This is a genomic window from Acinetobacter sp. V116_7 (assembly GCF_056735735.1).
In genome coordinates, this window is record NZ_JBWZIF010000024.1 from 19,560 (window position 1) to 36,347 (window position 16,788).

Sequence of the window (16,788 nt, forward strand, 5' to 3'; positions counted from 1 at the left end):
ACGCTTTTAACAGAAATTCTTTTATTCAATCAAGCATTAAAGATCAAATAATTTACCTGGGTTCATCAAACCATTCGGATCAAATACTTTTTTCAAAGCTTTCATATATTCAATTTCTTCAGCTGAACGTGAATATTCTAAATATGGCTTTTTCGTCATACCTACACCATGCTCGGCAGAGATTGAACCATCGTATTTTTTCACGGTATCAAACACATATTTATTCACAACCTGACACTTCGCAAAGAACTCATCTTTGGTTAAGTTTTCAGGTTTTAAAATATTTAAGTGCAAGTTACCATCACCGATATGACCGAACCAGCAAATTTCAAAATCAGGATAGTTTTCTTGAACAATTGCATCAATCTCACGAATAAATGCAGGCACGTGAGTAATTAACACTGAAATATCGTTTTTATATGGAATAAACGGCGCGATTGATTCAGAAATATCTTCACGTAAACGCCATAAACTTTCTACTTGGTCAAGGCTCTGGCTCATTACACCATCAAGTACCCAACCCTGCTCCATACAATGCTCGAAAATTTCCATTGCTTTATCGAGAATCGGCTCATATGGCGCTTCAAACTCAAGCAATACATAGAATGGACATTGAGTTTCAAATGGACGTTGTACATGCCCGTGGTCTAAAACTTTTTGCATTGCAAGTTCACCAAAGAACTCAAATGCAGTTAAATCGATATCTTTTTGGAACGCATGTAATACAGGCATTACTGCGTCAAAATCAGGAACACCTAAAACTAAAACTTGTAAGTTTTGTGGTTGGCGCTCAAGTTTAATTTCCGCTTCAGTCACTAAACCTAAAGTACCTTCACCACCAATAAACAAATGCTGTAATGCATAACCAGTTGCATTTTTAACCATGCCTTTGTTTAAACGTAAAATATCACCTTTACCAGTAACAACGGTTAAACCAAGCACCCAATTACGTGTCATGCCGTATTTAATTACTTTAATACCGCCAGCGTTGGTACCGATATTACCGCCAATCTGACTAGAACCTGCTGACGCGAAGTCAACTGGGTAATACATTCCTTGTTCTTCAGCATAATTTTGCAATTGTTCAGTTACAACACCAGCTTGCACTCGTACCATACGATCTGCTGGGAAGAACTCAAGAATCTGGTTCATTTTGTCCATGCTAATGACAATTTCACCATTGGTTGCTACCGCACCAGCAGAGAGACCAGTACGACCACCTGACGGTGTAATCGCAATATTAAACTGGTTCGCAAGCTTTACAACTGCCTGAACTTGTTCAGTGGTCGATGGAAAAACGATGACCGATGGGTTCGGATTAAAATGCTTGGTATGATCTTTACCCCAGTTTTCGAGACTATCAGCATCGGTTTTAATACGGTTTTCACCGACGATTGCTGTTAATTGGGTGAGTAACTCAGGTGTTAAAGCGACTGGAGCATTCATCGTTTGCAGACCTAGCAAGAAGTAAACTATGGTGGGAATATGACTTCATATTTTCAGGGTTCTCACCTGAGCAAAGCCATAATGTTCAAGGAACTCCTATATTCTACATGCAACAGCTCAAGCGATAAAGTTCAGAATAGAGATACTGTCACTACAAAACATGTTTAACGTAAATAAATGCTTTTCTATGAGACTTTCAGAGAAAAATCGCATTTAAATTCCATACCAAACCTATTCTAAATGACTCACAAGCCATAAATAGAAGTGATTAGACATAGATAAAATTGCCATAAGACGATGGCGCAAACGAAATATCTATAGTACCGACCATTATGTTATGATAGCGCCACCAAATTTGGCCTTTGTAGCGGAGCCGTAATGAGCCAACATCTTTCACTACCTAAAGATAAAATCCGTTTCCTTTTGTTAGAAGGCGTTCACCAAAACGCAGTCGATACTCTAAACGCTGCGGGTTACACCAATATTGACTATCGCAAAACTGCTCTTGAAGGCGAAGCGCTAAAAGAAGCTGTTAAAGATGCTCACTTTATTGGTATTCGTTCGCGTACCCAATTGACTGAAGAAGTTTTCGAAGCTGCAAATAAATTGATCGCAGTGGGTTGTTTCTGTATCGGAACCAACCAAGTTGATCTTAAAGCAGCAATGGCACGTGGTATTCCTGTATTCAACGCACCGTATTCAAATACGCGTTCGGTTGCAGAGCTTGTACTTGCTGAAACAATTCTTCTTCTTCGCCGTGTTCCTGAAAAATCGGCGGCTTGTCATCGTGGTGGTTGGGACAAGTCTGCTGTCGGTTCTTTCGAAACTCGTGGCAAAACTTTAGGTATTGTAGGTTACGGTTCCATCGGTTCTCAGCTTTCTGTTCTTGCTGAAAGCTTAGGTATGCATGTGATTTATTACGATGCTGTAACTAAATTACCAATGGGTAATGCTCGCCAAGTTGGTTCGTTAGACGAACTTTTAGCGACTGCTGATGTAGTTACATTACATGTGCCTGATGTTCCATCTACACGCAACTTCTTCACTAAAGCACAATTTGCAAAAATGAAAGAAGGCGCAATCTTCCTAAATGCTGCACGTGGTACATGTGTAGTGATTGAAGATTTAGCGGATGCCATCAAATCTGGTCATATTGCTGGTGCAGCGGTTGACGTATTCCCTAAAGAACCAAAAGCAAATGGCGAAGAGTTTGTTTCTCCACTTCGTGGCTTAGACAATGTGATTTTGACTCCTCACGTTGGTGGTTCAACCATGGAAGCTCAAGCAAACATCGGTTTAGAAGTTGCAGAGAAATTTGTTGCTTACTCTGACAAAGGTATGACGCTTTCTGCAGTAAACTTTCCAGAAATCGCATTACCATTGACTGCTGGCCAACACCGTTTATTGCACATCCACAAAAACGTACCGGGCGTCTTGTCTAAGATCAACAACTTGTTTGCTGAGCAAGGCATCAACATTTCTGGTCAATCACTCATGACTAAAGGTGACATCGGTTACCTCGTAATGGACGTTGACGCTTCTGCTTCTCACGAAGCTTTAGATATGTTGCATGAAGTTGAAGGTACAATTCGCGTGCGCGTATTGTTCTAATACGAACTGTAAATTTAAAAGCCACAGCATTGTCTGTGGCTTTTTTATGGACATTTACATTATCATGTGAAAAGTATACCAATTGATCAAATAATAAAATGTCCAGTTCGAACCAGAAATCTCAGCTACATGCGTTGGGTTTTCTTATTCTTGCCATGTTAAGCGTTCAAAGCAGCGCATCTTTAGCTAAATTTCTGTTCCAGAGCTTTCCTACCCTTACCGTTTCAGCAATGCGCTTATGCTTAGGTGCAATTATTCTTGCCTTTATTTTTAGAATTTGGCGAATTAACTTTAGTCAGGTCCGCTGGAAAGCTATTTTAGCGTATGGCTTTGCTCTTGCAGGAATGAACGCGCTTTTTTATCTGTCAATTGAACGGTTACCCATTGGTATTGCAGTTGCTTTTGAATTTATTGGTCCCTTAAGTGTGGCCTTATACCATGCACGCCAAAAGTATGATTTTGTTTGGGTCAGTTTAGCGATTGTTGGCCTCATTTTACTATTCCCTTTCAATCAGGCTCATAGTCTGGATTGGATCGGAGTATTATTTGCAGTTAGTGCGGGCGCATGTTGGGCACTTTATATTATTGCTGGACAGAAACCGTCAGGTATATCAGGCAATCACACTGTGTGTTTAGGAATGAGTGTGGGCGCATGCATCTTATTACCCATTACTTTTTTCTCAGGCTCAATAGGGCAAGTTATAGAGCTCCCCTATCTTGTTTATTTTATTGGTTTGGCAATTTTAGCCAGCGCATTACCCTTTTCTTTAGAAATGCTAGCCCTACGTAATTTAACGCCCTTAAGTTTCGGAACATTGATGAGCCTAGAGCCCGCAGTTGCTGCACTTTCTGGTTTTATCTTTTTAGGTGAGTATTTGTTATGGAATCAATGGTTGGCACTTGCAACAATTATTGCAGCTTCGGTCGGTTGTACTATAACTACCCAAAAAGCACGTCAGGAACGTGAAAAAATAGTAAGTTAAATCGACTAAAACCACGAGTTAAAACATGGCATTCGCTATAATTAACCCTTGTTAGTTTTAAATAATATTAGATGAGTCCCTAGAGTATTTCCATGCAGAATCTTCCCATTATTGCTGTGCTATATATGATTCTGTCGATGGTCTCATATCAAATCAGTGCTTCATTTGCTAAGCAACTCATTTCAATATTAGACCCTCTTACCGTTACAGTTTTAAGGCTGAGTTTTGCAACGGTTATTGTCGCGATCATGTTCCGTTCATGGAAAATCTGGTCACGCTTACCCTATTTAAAATGGCGTGATTTATTGATGTACTGCGCATCTTTGGGTCTCATGAATATTTTATTCTATACGTCACTTGGGAAGTTACCTCAAGGAATTGCCGTGGGCTTAGAGTTCATTGGTCCTTTAGGACTAGCTCTACTTTCCATTAAACAAAAGAGTGACTATATTTGGGTGGCATTTGCGATGTTAGGTATTGCATTGATGGTGCCTTGGCAAGACCCAACACAACACCACTTTTCCTATATCGGTGCTGCCTGCGCGCTAGGCGCTGGATTTTGCTGGGCATTCTATATTTATTTTGGTCAGAAAGTTGTGACCCAAAATATAGGGATGCATGCTTTAACCATTGGAATTGGATTATCTGCTCTAACCTTACTACCGATTAGCATCTGGCATAATGCTCCTGCATTACTTGAAACACAGTATTGGGGTAAAGCATTACTTATTGCTATTTTAGCGACGGCTATTCCATATGCACTTGATTTAATGGCACTCAAACAACTTACTAAATTAACTTACGGCACCCTAACAAGTTTAGCACCAGCATTGGCAGCATTAACGGGTTTCTTATTACTTCACGAAGAAATCAGCATGCTGCAATGGGTGGCTTTAGGTTGTGTAATGTTGGCATCGATTGGGGTAACTTTAAGAAGTACTAAAAAAGTAGCATAGTTAAATACTATTGCTGCTTTTTATACTTTTTATATTCCTTTAAATATTTATTACCCAGCGTTTCTTTTTCACTATCTTTAAGAATTTTTCCCGCCTGTTGAAAAAATTTATGCTCTTCTTCTTTTAAATGATGATGAACTTTTTCACTCAACTGTCTGGCAGTTGCCAACCAACTTGGGCTACTCATATCAGTTTTTTCGAGCTGCTCAACCAACTCATCCATTTCGTGATGCTCAGATAAAGCATGTCTCGTAATATCTAAACCGACATCATCAAACATTAAAGGAATATAGAGATAACGGTCTTCAGCAACTGAATGGGCATAAAGTTCATTTTTTAATGCATCAAATAGTTCTTTTCTTTCTTCGGTTAAACCATGTGTCTGAATAAGTTGTTCAGAAAGGTTACGTTGATTTTCATGGCTTTCTCTTAATGCTTCGAAAATATTCATTCTCTTCCTCATTTTTAGCTAAAAAATCTTTTTTATTTCAAGGTTTATCATACGTTGAAATTTATAATGTCTAAGTAGCTTAAAATGAGACTATTTTTTACACAGTTTTCTTTCCAGTAAACTTCTGTAATGATTTTTATATTTCTAATTTTAAATGATACATAAAAGTATGAACTGCATTTTAGAGACAGCTCATACTTTTAATCTTATTTAACCCGTAACAAACATTTGATAGCCCAAACGGCAAATCAGAATACTCACTAAAATTAAAAAGATAATACGAACAAATCCACTACCGTATTTAAGCGCGGTACGTACCCCAACAACAGAACCAAGCACGTTTGCAACGGCCATCATTAAACCGATATGCAAAATAGCGTGACCTGTCGGAATGAGGAAACTCAAAGCAGCTAAGTTCGTCATAAAGTTACCGATTTTTGACAAAGCTGAAGCATGCAAGAAATCAACTTGTAAAAAACGGATAAAGAAGAAAATAAAGAAACTACCTGTACCTGGCCCAAAAATACCGTCATAAAAACCAATCGCCAAACTACCTATAGCAGCTAAAATCAGCATTTTATTGGTAATTTTTTGCTCAGTGTGAACCTGCCCGAAGTTCTTTTTAACTAGCGTATAAACGGCAATCACAATCAACATCACGAACACGAAAGGACGTAATACCGATTGAGGAATAAGCGATAGACAAGCTGCCCCAGCAAAAGAGCTAATCAGAGCACAAATGGCAATAACTGCTAAAAGCTTCCACTGCAATTTTACTTTTTTAGCAAATGTATAAGCAGCCGATGCAGTACCAAAAATGGATGAGACTTTATTGGTACCAATTACCGTAGCAGTCGACATGTTAGGAAAAGTGCTCATGATCCCGGGAATCTGGATGAGTCCACCGCCACCTACAGCAGCATCAATTGCTCCCGCAGTAAACGCAAAAAAGATCAAACTTAGGATAACGTCCCATTCCATGCCCATGCTCTATACTCTACATCTACTACAAATTTAAGATACGCTTAGGTACCAACCGTTTTTTATCGGTAATCTCAGCTAAGCCTAAACAACGCTCACCCGAAAAAACCAAAACTTCTGCTTCTGCAGAATGCTCAATATTGCTTTCTAAACCGTTGCAAAAATATTTTTCACGCCCTTCAGGCACCTGAATTTTTAGGAAATGGTCAATTGGCGCATACACTGGTAGTAACAATGCTTCTCTTTGCTCTTCAGTTAAGCTTTCCAGATATTCAATGGTATAACTCGGAATAAGCTCAAAATGTCCTGTTTGAGTCCGGTTTAGCATCGTTAAATGCCCACCACAACCAAGTGCTTCACCAATATCTTCACCTAATACACGAATGTATGTTCCTTTAGAACAAGTGACGTCCAGAGTGATACTATTTTCGGTAAATTCAATGAGCTCTAAAGCATAAATTGTGACTGGGCGGGCTTCACGCTCAATTTCAATACCTTTTCGGGCAAGCTCATATAATGGTCTGCCTTCTTTTTTCAAAGCCGAATACATCGGCGGAACTTGTTGAATATCACCTCTAAATTTTTCTAAGGTTTGTTCAATAAGCTCTTGGTTGAGAACAGGAACGGAGCGTTCTTGTAGAATCTCCCCTTCCACATCACCTGTCGTCGTGGTTTGCCCCAAGCGAACAGTAGTTTGGTAGCGCTTTGTTGAGTCCAGCAAATAATGTGAGAACTTGGTAGCCTCTCCCAAACAAATCGGGAGCAAACCTGTCGCCAATGGGTCTAAAGCTCCAGTATGACCTGCTTTTTGGGCGCGATATAACCAACGCACTTTTTGCAAAGCCGCATTTGAGCTGAGCCCTAATGGTTTATTTAATAGAAATACACCACTGATATGGCGACGAGAAATTTTTTGATTTTTTGTCGTCATTTTTACTGGAACACAAAGCTAGAAAAAAGTGCCGACATGTTAGCAAATTCGACAAGATATTTTCACAATATTTAGGTGCCTTTTCACTTATTTTATGGCACATTAATGATCGAGTAAAAAAACAACAAATTAAAACTTAAGGAAGATATCTTTATGCACGGAATGCAGAAGAAGGTATTGTGGTGCGTGCTCGGATTTTTTATTTTGAGCCTCATTGCATGTGTCTATTGGTTAAGTCCTGACTCAAAAAACACATCAGCCCAAGTCAGTGAAAATACAGCTCAAAATTTAGCATCAGCTCAACCCACAGATCATTCATCGTTAAATGAAGATGCTTACCATAGTAAAAGTCAGCAAGACACCGAAGTTAACTGCCAGTTAAAAACTGATAGTTCTCAACATTTGGTCGTTAATAGTCAAACGCGCGACTGCTTTGAATATTTTATTACTCAATATGGCGAAAACGATTTAGAACAGATCAAAAATCACTTTGGGAAATTCATTCAAGGACAATATTTAGAGCCAGCCCGCTCACAAATTATGGATTTATGGGCCCGCTATTTAAAATATCGTGAACAGCTTGCTCAAATCCAAACACCTTCTGCAAAACAACAAGATAAAAATTATTTTCAAAAGATCTTTAATTCAATTCAAGATATAAGAAAGCGTTTCTTTTCGACTTCTGAAATTGAAGGCCTTTTCTCGAGCGAAGATATCTATCAGAACTATACGCTAGATCGAATGCAGATACTTGAAGACTCTTCTCTAAGCGAAATTGAAAAAGCACGAAAACTTAAAGAACGTTTTGAAGAACTTCCAGAAGACTGGCAACAAAACCTGCAAGAACTTTCTAAACTTGATGATTTACATACCCTGACCAAACAAATTAAAGCTCGTAAGGGTTCAGCAGAAGAACTTCGACAGATGCGTACAGCACTTGTTGGAGTCGAAGCGACTCAACGATTAGAAACTTTAGATACAGAGCGGAATGCTTGGCAACAAAGGGTCATAAGTTATCTCGATGGTCGAGATGAAATCATTAAAAGTAACATGAGTGATAGCGCCAAAAATCAAGCTATTCAACAGTTACGCCAACAACAATTCAATTCATCACAAGAACAACTAAGACTTCGAACTTTTGAAACGGTCCATGATCAGGGAGGTGAGCTGCCATTTAATTACTAAGCCTTTCCTTTTTGGGAACTGGCTAAACATTCACTAGCAGTAAGAAGCTGCTTTTCATACAAAATAAAAATAGTGAGTAAAAAATGAAAAGGAAGTTAATGTTTTTCTACGCTGCAATGCTCTCAGGACTGAGTATTTCAGCGGCCCATGCAACAAATGCTGAACAAGTTAAAAGCTCGTTCGTTTATTCATCTTACGCGCAGACAAAATATCCAATGGTTTTTAATCATGGTATGGCGGGTTTTAATAGAATTGGAACAGATACGCTTGGTCTCGATTACTGGTACCAAATTCTTCCTGATCTTGCCCGCAATGGAGGAAATGTCTGGGCTACAAGGGTCTCACCATTTAACTCAACAGAAGTGCGTGGAGAACAACTTGCCCAGCAAGTAGAAGAGATTATTGCCATTACTGGTAAATCTAAAGTCAACTTAATCGGTCATAGCCATGGGGGTCCAACAATTCGCTATGTGGCCGGTATCATGCCAGAAAAAGTTGCCTCACTTACCACAATTGGTGCGCCTCATAAGGGATCACCAATGGCAGATGTCATTCTGAACGTTGAGGGTACTCCTCTGTCTGGACTGGCAACGTTAGTAAATTGGTTTTCAGCAGCGATTACTTGGGCAGGAGGTCTAGACCCGACTAGCTATCCGCATGACTCTTTAGCAGGCGCCCATAGCTTATCGACTCAAGGTTCAGCTCAGTTTAATACTCAATTCCCTATGGGTATACCAACCACTTCTTGTGGCGAGGGAGCATATCAAGAGAAAGGCATTTATATGTATTCTTTCTCTGGAAATAAAGCCTTAACCAATCCATTAGATCCATTTGATATTGCTCTTACGGGCAGTAGCTTAGTGGTCGATCCATTTGGTGATAATGATGGACTTGTTTCTCGATGCAGTGCCAAATTTGGTAAAACAATTCGTGATGATTACAACTGGAATCATTTAGATGAAGTGAACCAAGTACTTGGAATACGTTCTATCTTTGCATCAGATCCGGTCTCGGTTTACCGTCAACATGCAAACCGTTTGAAACTTCAAGGACTGTAATTTTTTAAAACAAAAAATGCGCCAAAAGGCGCATTTTTTTACTCGCGATAAGCTTACGCTTTACGAGCTGGTAATTTTTCACGAATACGTGCAGCTTTACCAGACAAGTCACGGAGGTAGTAAAGTTTAGCACGACGAACGTCACCACGACGTTTCACTTCGATTTTAGCAACAACTGGTGAGTGAGTTTGGAATACACGCTCAACACCAACACCGCTAGAAATTTTACGTACTGTGAACGCAGAGTTCAAACCACGGTTTTTCTTAGCGATTACAACACCTTCAAATGCCTGAAGACGTTCACGCTCACCTTCTTTTACTTTAACTTGGACAATAACAGTGTCACCAGGAGCAAAAGCAGGGATATCAGATTTTAACTGTGCATTTTCAACAGCTTGAACTAAAGGATGTTTACCACTCATTGTGGGAATCTCCAATATGTGCGGAGTCAGAAGAGGTCTGAAATTCCGCTGGGGATAGAGGCTAAAGCGCATATCAACCCGTTTATCTTTCCCTTTACGACAAAATGTCTATAAAGAGCCTTAGAATATACATAAAACTATTCATTAAATAGAATCATGCTTTAACTCGAAGCATTGCTTCTCGTATTTTTGCAGAACTTCCGTTCCTGAGAATAATGGTTAAGAATTACCACCGCTCTCTTGCGCATCTTTTAGCCATTTTTTCTGCTGCTTATTCAACTCAACTTTCTCGGTCAACTCTGGTCGACGTTCTAAAGTTCGTTGATAACGCTGCAAAAAGCGCCATTTTTCGATATTGCCGTGATGTCCAGATTTTAAAACTTCCGGTACATCCAACCCTTCAAAATGGTCTGGCTTTGTATATTGTGGACAATCTAAAAGACCATCAACAAAAGAATCTTGTACTGCTGATTGTTCATCTGACATTACATTCGGCAAACGGCGAATAATACTGTCAAGTAACACCATAGCGGGCAGTTCACCACCTGATAAAACGTAATCACCAATTGACCATTCCTGATCAACATAATGCTGGATCAAACGCTCATCCACTCCCTCATAACGTCCACACAGTACAATTAAGCCGTCGTAATCAACAAACTGCTGTACTGCCTGTTCATTTAAAGTTTTGCCTTGTGGAGACATGTACACCACAGGAACATGAACATGTCCTGCTTGTGAGGCAAGCTGTTTGGCATGCGCAATTGCTTTCGCCAAAGGCTCAGCCATCATCACCATCCCAGGGCCACCACCAAATGGACGTTCATCCACTCTTCTGTAGTTTCCCTCAGCAAAATCACGAGGGTTAATACAAGTAACTTGTACGATATCTCGTTTTGCCGCACGTCCGCTGATGCCGTAGGCTGTAATCGCTTCAAACATTTCAGGAAAAAGCGTAATGACTGCAAAAAACATCACAGACTCCTCTATTTTCCTGCTGTATTAATCCTAAAAGGATTAATAATCTACGCCCCAATTGACGTAAATACGACCAGCTTCAAGATCAACACGTTGTACTACATCTTTATGCCAAGGAATCATGCGTTCTTCTGAATCAACGCTGTCTGGGGTAGCATGTACCACCATCACATCATTAGCTCCAGTTTCAAACAATTCATGAATTTTACCTAAGTTTACTTCCTGCTCTTCATCATCAAGACCTAACACGGTTAAGCCTTTTAAATCTGACCAGTAGTACTCATCTACATCTGCTTTTGGCAGTTGAGACTTAGCAATCCAGATATTAGCGCCAACCAAGTTTTCTGCTCCAGTGCGATCACTCACACCTTTCAAAGCAACAACTAAGCCTTTGCCATGTGGTTTCCAACGTTTTACATCTATTGTTTGCCAACCGGCCTTGGTCTCAATGTACCAAGGCAGGTAGTCAAACATGTTGCTCATAGGTTCTGTATTTGAATACACCCAGAGCCACCCATTCAATCCATAAGCTGAACGTAACTGTCCAATCTGAATACGATCTTCGGGAACATTCTGTGTTGATGTCATGGGCTACCTACTACAAAAAATTATGCAGTAGCTTTTTTAGCTTGAGCAGCTAAAGAAGCAACACGTTCAGAAGGTTGAGCACCTTGAGAAACCCAGTGAGCAAAACGGTCTGCGTCTAAACGAAGTTTTTCTGCTTGACCTTGTGCAGTCGGGTTAAAGAAACCGATACGCTCGATGAAACGACCATCACGTGCATTGCGGCTGTCAGTCACAACGATTTGATAGAATGGACGTTTTTTTGCGCCGCCACGTGCTAAACGAATAACAACCATGATAAAAGCCTTATAATTCTTACGGATTATCCCTGCGCCGACCATCGGCAACACTTCAAACCCCTTTCATAGAGGGCGACATTCTACGTGATTTTCGCCCTGAAAGAAAGATTATTTTTTGAGTTATCCGCAGTTTTGAATTTAAAATTACTGTAGCCAATTTGATGCGGCAGATAACGCACAATTCGCTGCGCCTTTTGCCCAAAATTTTTGTCCTTGATCATTAAGACAAATGATCCCATCACCAGCTTGAGAAGTATTAGCAATAGGCGTAGCAGTTAACACCCAGCTTGAATCAGTTATGTTGGCAAAAGCTAAGTTATATAAGGCTTGGCCTTGTTGAGGACTTACATTTGAGCCATAAATCGAAGTAATGGTTGCATTTGATGGGTAATGATTGTGAACCATTTTTTCTGATTCTAATGTTTGGGCAATATTCATCATTTCAGATTGAACAGCTGTACGATGCCCTTTACGTAAATATTGCAAATATGAAGGTGTCGCTATAGCTGCTAAAATTGCAATTATCGCTACTACAATCATGATTTCTATTAAAGTAAAACCATTCTTCATTGCCAATTCTCACTATTTGTTTCACATACATTGCAAGTGACTGTCCCACCACAGTCATTATCAACAGCCGTAGCTGTTAAACTTTGGCAACGCAAACCTGAATTCTTTGCAATAAAGTTAATGTTTCTTGAATCTGTAGTTGTCGCTTTAATGACCCATGTCTGCCCATTTGCAGCACCATTCGTCAATAAATTTCCTGTCGTCGTATCATCACTAATTGCAATCGTATAACCACCCCGTGGCAACGTTACAGATGTGGTCGTAAATCCTCTATAGGTAAAGTTCTTGGATTTATGCCGTTCCAATTGTTCTGCCAATTTTAGAATTTCACCTTTGGCAGCAGAAGCCGTCGCTCTACGGCTATAACTTTGATATGAAGGAATAGCAATCGAAGCAAAAATAGCGACAATCACAATGACAACCATGAGCTCAATCAAGGTAAAACCCTGATTGAACCGTAAAATGTAGTACTTATTCATAAGTCATCCCTTAACGATAACGCTCATACCAACGCGTAGGAACTAAATGACTCGTACATTGCCACTGTCCAGTTCCTTGCTCATTACCAGACAGCTTTAATTTCCCACAACTATTAGTCGCAGGTGGGTTATCCTCCGTTGGTACAAATGTTACGCTACGAATACCTGCACCTATGACGTTTGTATTACATTCAGAGGCCCCTGCTGGGCAGTTACTACCAGTTTGTGTTTTAAATCCATTGCCATTCTCTTTATTCTGATCAATTGATCCATCAGAATTAAGACAGGCGCCAAATGGTAGGCAGTAAGTCTGCTGGTCCGTTTCCCCCACTACTCGTGGTAAACATGGGTCTGCCGCTACAATACCTGTTCCCTGCGGGTCATAAACAGGCACAATTAAAGTCCCCGTAACGGCCATAGGCTCTTCAAAAGCTTTTAGTCCACCTTTAATACGGAAACTATTATTAGCTTTCTCTGTGCCATCGCTCATACTAGAAAGTGAGCGATACCAACCACCTTGCCCCGTCCCAGTGTTTGGGAAGAAAATTTGGGCTACTCGTGTTTCTCCAGATCTTAAAATTTGTGGATTTTTTCTAAGAGCTGATCGAGTAATATCTTTTGTTTCAAGTTGGCTATCAGTTAAAGACATCAAATTCTTTTTGATAAAGTCTTTATCAATAATTCCATAGACGTTGTTTACAGGTCTTCCGCTTAATGCCGAGCTAGGTGACATTCCCTCACGTCCCGTAAGTGGATAAACATCTAAGGGTGTACTGCGGTCACCTGAAGCAATACCTACAGTAATAAAAGTACGGATACCATAATCATGTATAGTGACTGTAGGCGGTTCATAAAACCGTGGTGCATTCCCATTCGTATAATCGTTCGAAGCATCATAATTTGAGTCATTCGTCGCTAAATTGGCTAATCGAACAACTCTAATACCGAAACTGCTATAAGTTGAATTTGTTTTTGTCTGGTTATTATTAAGATCGATACGGAAAATTTGCCCACCTAAATCGCCAAAATATAAATGGTCGACTAAACCATCAGCATCTCGATCTAAAGTACTAATGCGACTAACAATACTGTGCTTCATATTAGAGTTATCTATATTTGAGCCTGTATCACTAGTCCACCATAAGCGCTCCCCAGTTTTAGCATCAATAATATAAACAGCATTCCCTTTTGCTTTTCCATTCGTAAAGCAAGAGTTGCTCAAGGTAATATTCGGGTTTTCATAACATTGGTCATAGCCACCACCAACAATCATGACGCGTTTAATAACCCCGTTATAACGTATATTTGCAAGTACAGGTTTAGACCAACTCTGCCCCATACGACTATAATCAGTTTGATCTGCTCCTACTCTAAATAGAAGCTTAGGTGAAGCAGGATTTAGGACATTTAAGCCATAATAGCTGCTGCCCCCCATTCGCATGCCACCATAAATATTCATTTGCTTTGCAGTTACTTTTGATACTGCTGAGCTACCGCTTCCCGTTGTAGTAATACTATATGCAGGATCAGATACCCAAGCCCCATCCATACCGTGAGCAGGAGCTGTAGTATCACTTTGCCCAACAACTAAAGCTTTTGATGCAACTGGATCATTTAATATATCAGCAGGGACGAAAGCCATTTGTTCTACACCAGTTGAGGCATCCACAATATGCAGACCACCTTCCATCGTTCCATAGAGAATGGATTGTTCGCGCGCAGATGTTAAATTCCCATTTTCATCTAATGTTCCATTATAGGTAAGCTGTACTGGTAAAGAATGAATACTACCACCCATCGATAAATATGGTGCATTCGATGTAACTAATGACGAAGGTAAAGTCGTAGCGCTAATATCAGTTGAGTAACCTAGATAATTTAATATTTTTAATTTCAAGCTAATAGGGAAAGTTTTTAAAATATCTTGTCCAGTTGAGGCATCAAATTTTCCTAATACATAACTTGCTGTATTACTTGCGCTATCAAAAGGATTAGCTCCAGTAGCAGGAGCAGCAGGAATTCTTAGTAAATTAGTTCCAGAAGTCGATATTTTCGTTAAGCTACCATCCGCTGCAACAGCGGAAACATCAGTAAATAAGTTACGGATTTTAGTTTGTACTGCGTAATAATATTTTGTGATATTTCCTTCTTCATCACGTGTTTCATTTTGTCCAGCAATTGGTAAAGGAACTTTTGCATACGAACCACCTAAAAAGACTTTTCCGCCATCATTGTAATTCGAGCTATTCCAGTAATCTTTTGTATCTGCTCTAAATGCACCATTTGCGTTGTAAACCAATCCACCCGTGTTAGCTTCAAAAGCCCCAGCATTTGTTCCTGATAAAACAACATGATATTTCTTTAGATTTCCTCTCCATGTTAAATACGTATTGGCAGGGTTAGGCTCCAAAGCACGTAAATAACCATATTCTTGTAAATTTTTAGGATTTAAAGCATCGTAAGGAACAGAAATTGCACCTGTTGTTAAAGGTTCTAAAGGGACCTTATCTAAATTATTGATAAACGCAATAACGCTATTCGTTACCCCTTGAGCACTTTGGGTAGGGAAAAAACCACCGTTTCCATATCCTGGCGTGGCAACTGCATTGTTTGGTTGATTAGGTGAACAATTATCATCACTTTTACGGTTAGATTGGGTTCTTGAACTTAGACGACAGGCATTTTTCACATCTTCCGAACTCAAGCTAGAAAAATCACTACCAAAACCAACAAATGCTGTTTGAATAGAAACTCCAGCAGGGTTTTTTGTTTTATCAAATAGTCGTTTAGCAAACTCCCCCATACAAGCCCAACCAGAATCTGATGAAGTATTAGAAAGTCCCCCAGAGCAACTGAAATTTGCTCCCAGAGTGCTACCTAGGGCCGTCGACATTACTGTTGCCGAGCGTGTATCTGTTGTATTGTTCGGCTCACCATCTGATAAAAAGTAAATGCCCTGCCCATCACAACTTTGACGATTGGCCACTGCCGGCAAAGGAGATTGGTAAATGGCATTTAAGTTAGAAGCATTTCTATCTAAAACAATATTCGGATTGCTTGTCGTATCATTGGTTTTTGATTTTGGAATACCACTATCAGTGTTTGCTATAGCATAATTAAAAGTGGTGTAGTAATAAGTATAAGAATAGCTTGAATCAGACGAAGTATCATAGACTGTGGCCGTGGCTACACCTGGATTAGAGGTTGACCAGTTACTCCAATAACTACTAGAGCGACAAGGTTGCCATAAATTTGCTGTATCAATTTGTGAATCGCGATAATTCGTACAATATGTATATTCTGTTCTATTATCAGATTTTCGTACACGTTTTATATAACTATCTTTGCGAATAAGGTAATTCGCCTCTGAATAAGTCGATGTACCCATCAAATAAGCAGCAGCTTCTGCATAAGCATGTGCCGAAGGTGTTGACCCACCAGCAGATAAATTTGCAACTGCCTGTTTTAATTTATAACGCTGAGACCCCACCGTATTTAAAGTACTTGCATCCCCTAAAGGAGCAGCAGCCACCAAAATTTGCCCACTTCGACTATCACCATTTGCAGAGAAATTACCTAAACCCACACGAGTATCATTTAAAACAGGATTATTGCTGGCTAAAAAAGCATTCATACCATTTTTAAGCATAGCCAAACGATTTTCGTTATAACTATTAGATGTCATACTCCCTGAAGTATCTAACATCATTACAATAGTTTTTTTACCAGCTGTAGGTGAAGCATAAATCTGTAAATCACTGGCCTGCGCAACGGAACTTGTCACTAGCCATGTAAAAGCAACCGAGCTCGAACAGATGGCATACCATAAATTATTTGGCTTAAAATTATTCAATTTTAGTTTCACGATATTCCC

General features: G+C 39.7%; 16 protein-coding genes. 5 read left to right on the top strand and 11 right to left on the bottom strand.

Features of this window, described 5'->3' with window-relative positions:
• Positions 1 to 36 precede the first annotated feature (36 nt).
• Positions 37 to 1,446, bottom strand: coding sequence for an FAD-binding oxidoreductase (locus tag AC1PJP_RS10175; RefSeq protein ID WP_199945112.1), 1,410 nt, complete (start codon positions 1,444 to 1,446; stop codon positions 37 to 39).
• 378 nt (positions 1,447 to 1,824) lie between these two features.
• On the opposite strand from AC1PJP_RS10175, the gene serA reads away from it, so the two are divergent.
• The 3 genes from serA to AC1PJP_RS10190 all read left to right on the top strand — a co-directional run bounded on the left by serA (position 1,825) and on the right by AC1PJP_RS10190 (position 4,996).
• On the top strand, positions 1,825 to 3,057 hold the full coding sequence (gene serA, locus AC1PJP_RS10180; protein ID WP_004789759.1) for a phosphoglycerate dehydrogenase: 1,233 nt from the start codon (positions 1,825 to 1,827) through the stop codon (positions 3,055 to 3,057).
• A 98-nt stretch (positions 3,058 to 3,155) separates the two neighbouring features.
• Entirely contained in the window at positions 3,156 to 4,040 is an 885-nt protein-coding gene (locus tag AC1PJP_RS10185) for an EamA family transporter (RefSeq protein WP_111855051.1), read from the top strand.
• A 92-nt stretch (positions 4,041 to 4,132) separates the two neighbouring features.
• Positions 4,133 to 4,996, top strand: a complete 864-nt coding sequence (locus AC1PJP_RS10190) for an EamA family transporter (RefSeq protein WP_479766918.1) — start codon at positions 4,133 to 4,135, stop codon at positions 4,994 to 4,996.
• Positions 4,997 to 5,003: 7 nt separating this feature from the next.
• On the opposite strand, the gene AC1PJP_RS10195 is transcribed toward AC1PJP_RS10190, so the two are convergent.
• From AC1PJP_RS10195 to truB, 3 genes are all read right to left on the bottom strand, one after another.
• Positions 5,004 to 5,447: a hemerythrin domain-containing protein gene (locus AC1PJP_RS10195; RefSeq protein ID WP_005301050.1), complete on the bottom strand. Its 444-nt coding sequence runs from the start codon at positions 5,445 to 5,447 to the stop codon at positions 5,004 to 5,006.
• 210 nt (positions 5,448 to 5,657) lie between these two features.
• Entirely contained in the window at positions 5,658 to 6,434 is a 777-nt protein-coding gene (locus AC1PJP_RS10200) for a sulfite exporter TauE/SafE family protein (protein WP_005301047.1), read from the bottom strand.
• A gap of 19 nt (positions 6,435 to 6,453) precedes the next feature.
• Positions 6,454 to 7,359 (bottom strand): tRNA pseudouridine(55) synthase TruB, encoded by a 906-nt coding sequence (gene truB / locus AC1PJP_RS10205; protein WP_013196721.1) that lies wholly within the window; start codon positions 7,357 to 7,359, stop codon positions 6,454 to 6,456.
• Between the two features lie 153 nt (positions 7,360 to 7,512).
• Here truB and AC1PJP_RS10210 point away from each other — a divergent pair, with 153 nt between their 5' ends.
• Together AC1PJP_RS10210 and AC1PJP_RS10215 are read left to right on the top strand one after the other, a co-directional pair.
• A complete protein-coding gene (locus AC1PJP_RS10210) occupies positions 7,513 to 8,544 on the top strand; it encodes a lipase secretion chaperone (RefSeq protein WP_479766919.1) in 1,032 nt (343 codons plus the stop codon).
• Positions 8,545 to 8,660: 116 nt separating this feature from the next.
• On the top strand, positions 8,661 to 9,602 hold the full coding sequence (locus tag AC1PJP_RS10215) for a lipase family alpha/beta hydrolase (protein WP_479766943.1): 942 nt from the start codon (positions 8,661 to 8,663) through the stop codon (positions 9,600 to 9,602).
• A 53-nt stretch (positions 9,603 to 9,655) separates the two neighbouring features.
• Here AC1PJP_RS10215 and rplS read toward each other — a convergent pair whose 3' ends face one another.
• The 7 genes from rplS to AC1PJP_RS10250 form a co-directional block, all read right to left on the bottom strand.
• The gene (gene rplS / locus AC1PJP_RS10220; RefSeq protein WP_004789772.1) at positions 9,656 to 10,024 is read right to left on the bottom strand and encodes a 50S ribosomal protein L19; all 369 of its coding nucleotides are present in this window, start codon (positions 10,022 to 10,024) and stop codon (positions 9,656 to 9,658) included.
• 219 nt (positions 10,025 to 10,243) lie between these two features.
• On the bottom strand, positions 10,244 to 10,999 hold the full coding sequence (trmD, locus tag AC1PJP_RS10225; RefSeq protein ID WP_005301033.1) for a tRNA (guanosine(37)-N1)-methyltransferase TrmD: 756 nt from the start codon (positions 10,997 to 10,999) through the stop codon (positions 10,244 to 10,246).
• 42 nt (positions 11,000 to 11,041) lie between these two features.
• Entirely contained in the window at positions 11,042 to 11,590 is a 549-nt protein-coding gene (gene rimM, locus AC1PJP_RS10230) for a ribosome maturation factor RimM (RefSeq protein ID WP_005301030.1), read from the bottom strand.
• 20 nt (positions 11,591 to 11,610) lie between these two features.
• The gene (gene rpsP / locus AC1PJP_RS10235) at positions 11,611 to 11,862 is read right to left on the bottom strand and encodes a 30S ribosomal protein S16 (RefSeq protein ID WP_000260334.1); all 252 of its coding nucleotides are present in this window, start codon (positions 11,860 to 11,862) and stop codon (positions 11,611 to 11,613) included.
• Between the two features lie 147 nt (positions 11,863 to 12,009).
• Positions 12,010 to 12,435, bottom strand: a complete 426-nt coding sequence (locus tag AC1PJP_RS10240) for a type IV pilin protein (protein ID WP_192834155.1) — start codon at positions 12,433 to 12,435, stop codon at positions 12,010 to 12,012.
• A complete protein-coding gene (locus AC1PJP_RS10245; RefSeq protein ID WP_005301024.1) occupies positions 12,432 to 12,914 on the bottom strand; it encodes a type IV pilin protein in 483 nt (160 codons plus the stop codon). The genes AC1PJP_RS10240 and AC1PJP_RS10245 overlap by 4 nt, the downstream gene beginning before the upstream one ends.
• Before the next feature lie 10 nt (positions 12,915 to 12,924).
• The gene (locus tag AC1PJP_RS10250; RefSeq protein WP_479766920.1) at positions 12,925 to 16,779 is read right to left on the bottom strand and encodes a PilC/PilY family type IV pilus protein; all 3,855 of its coding nucleotides are present in this window, start codon (positions 16,777 to 16,779) and stop codon (positions 12,925 to 12,927) included.
• Positions 16,780 to 16,788: the final 9 nt, after the last annotated feature.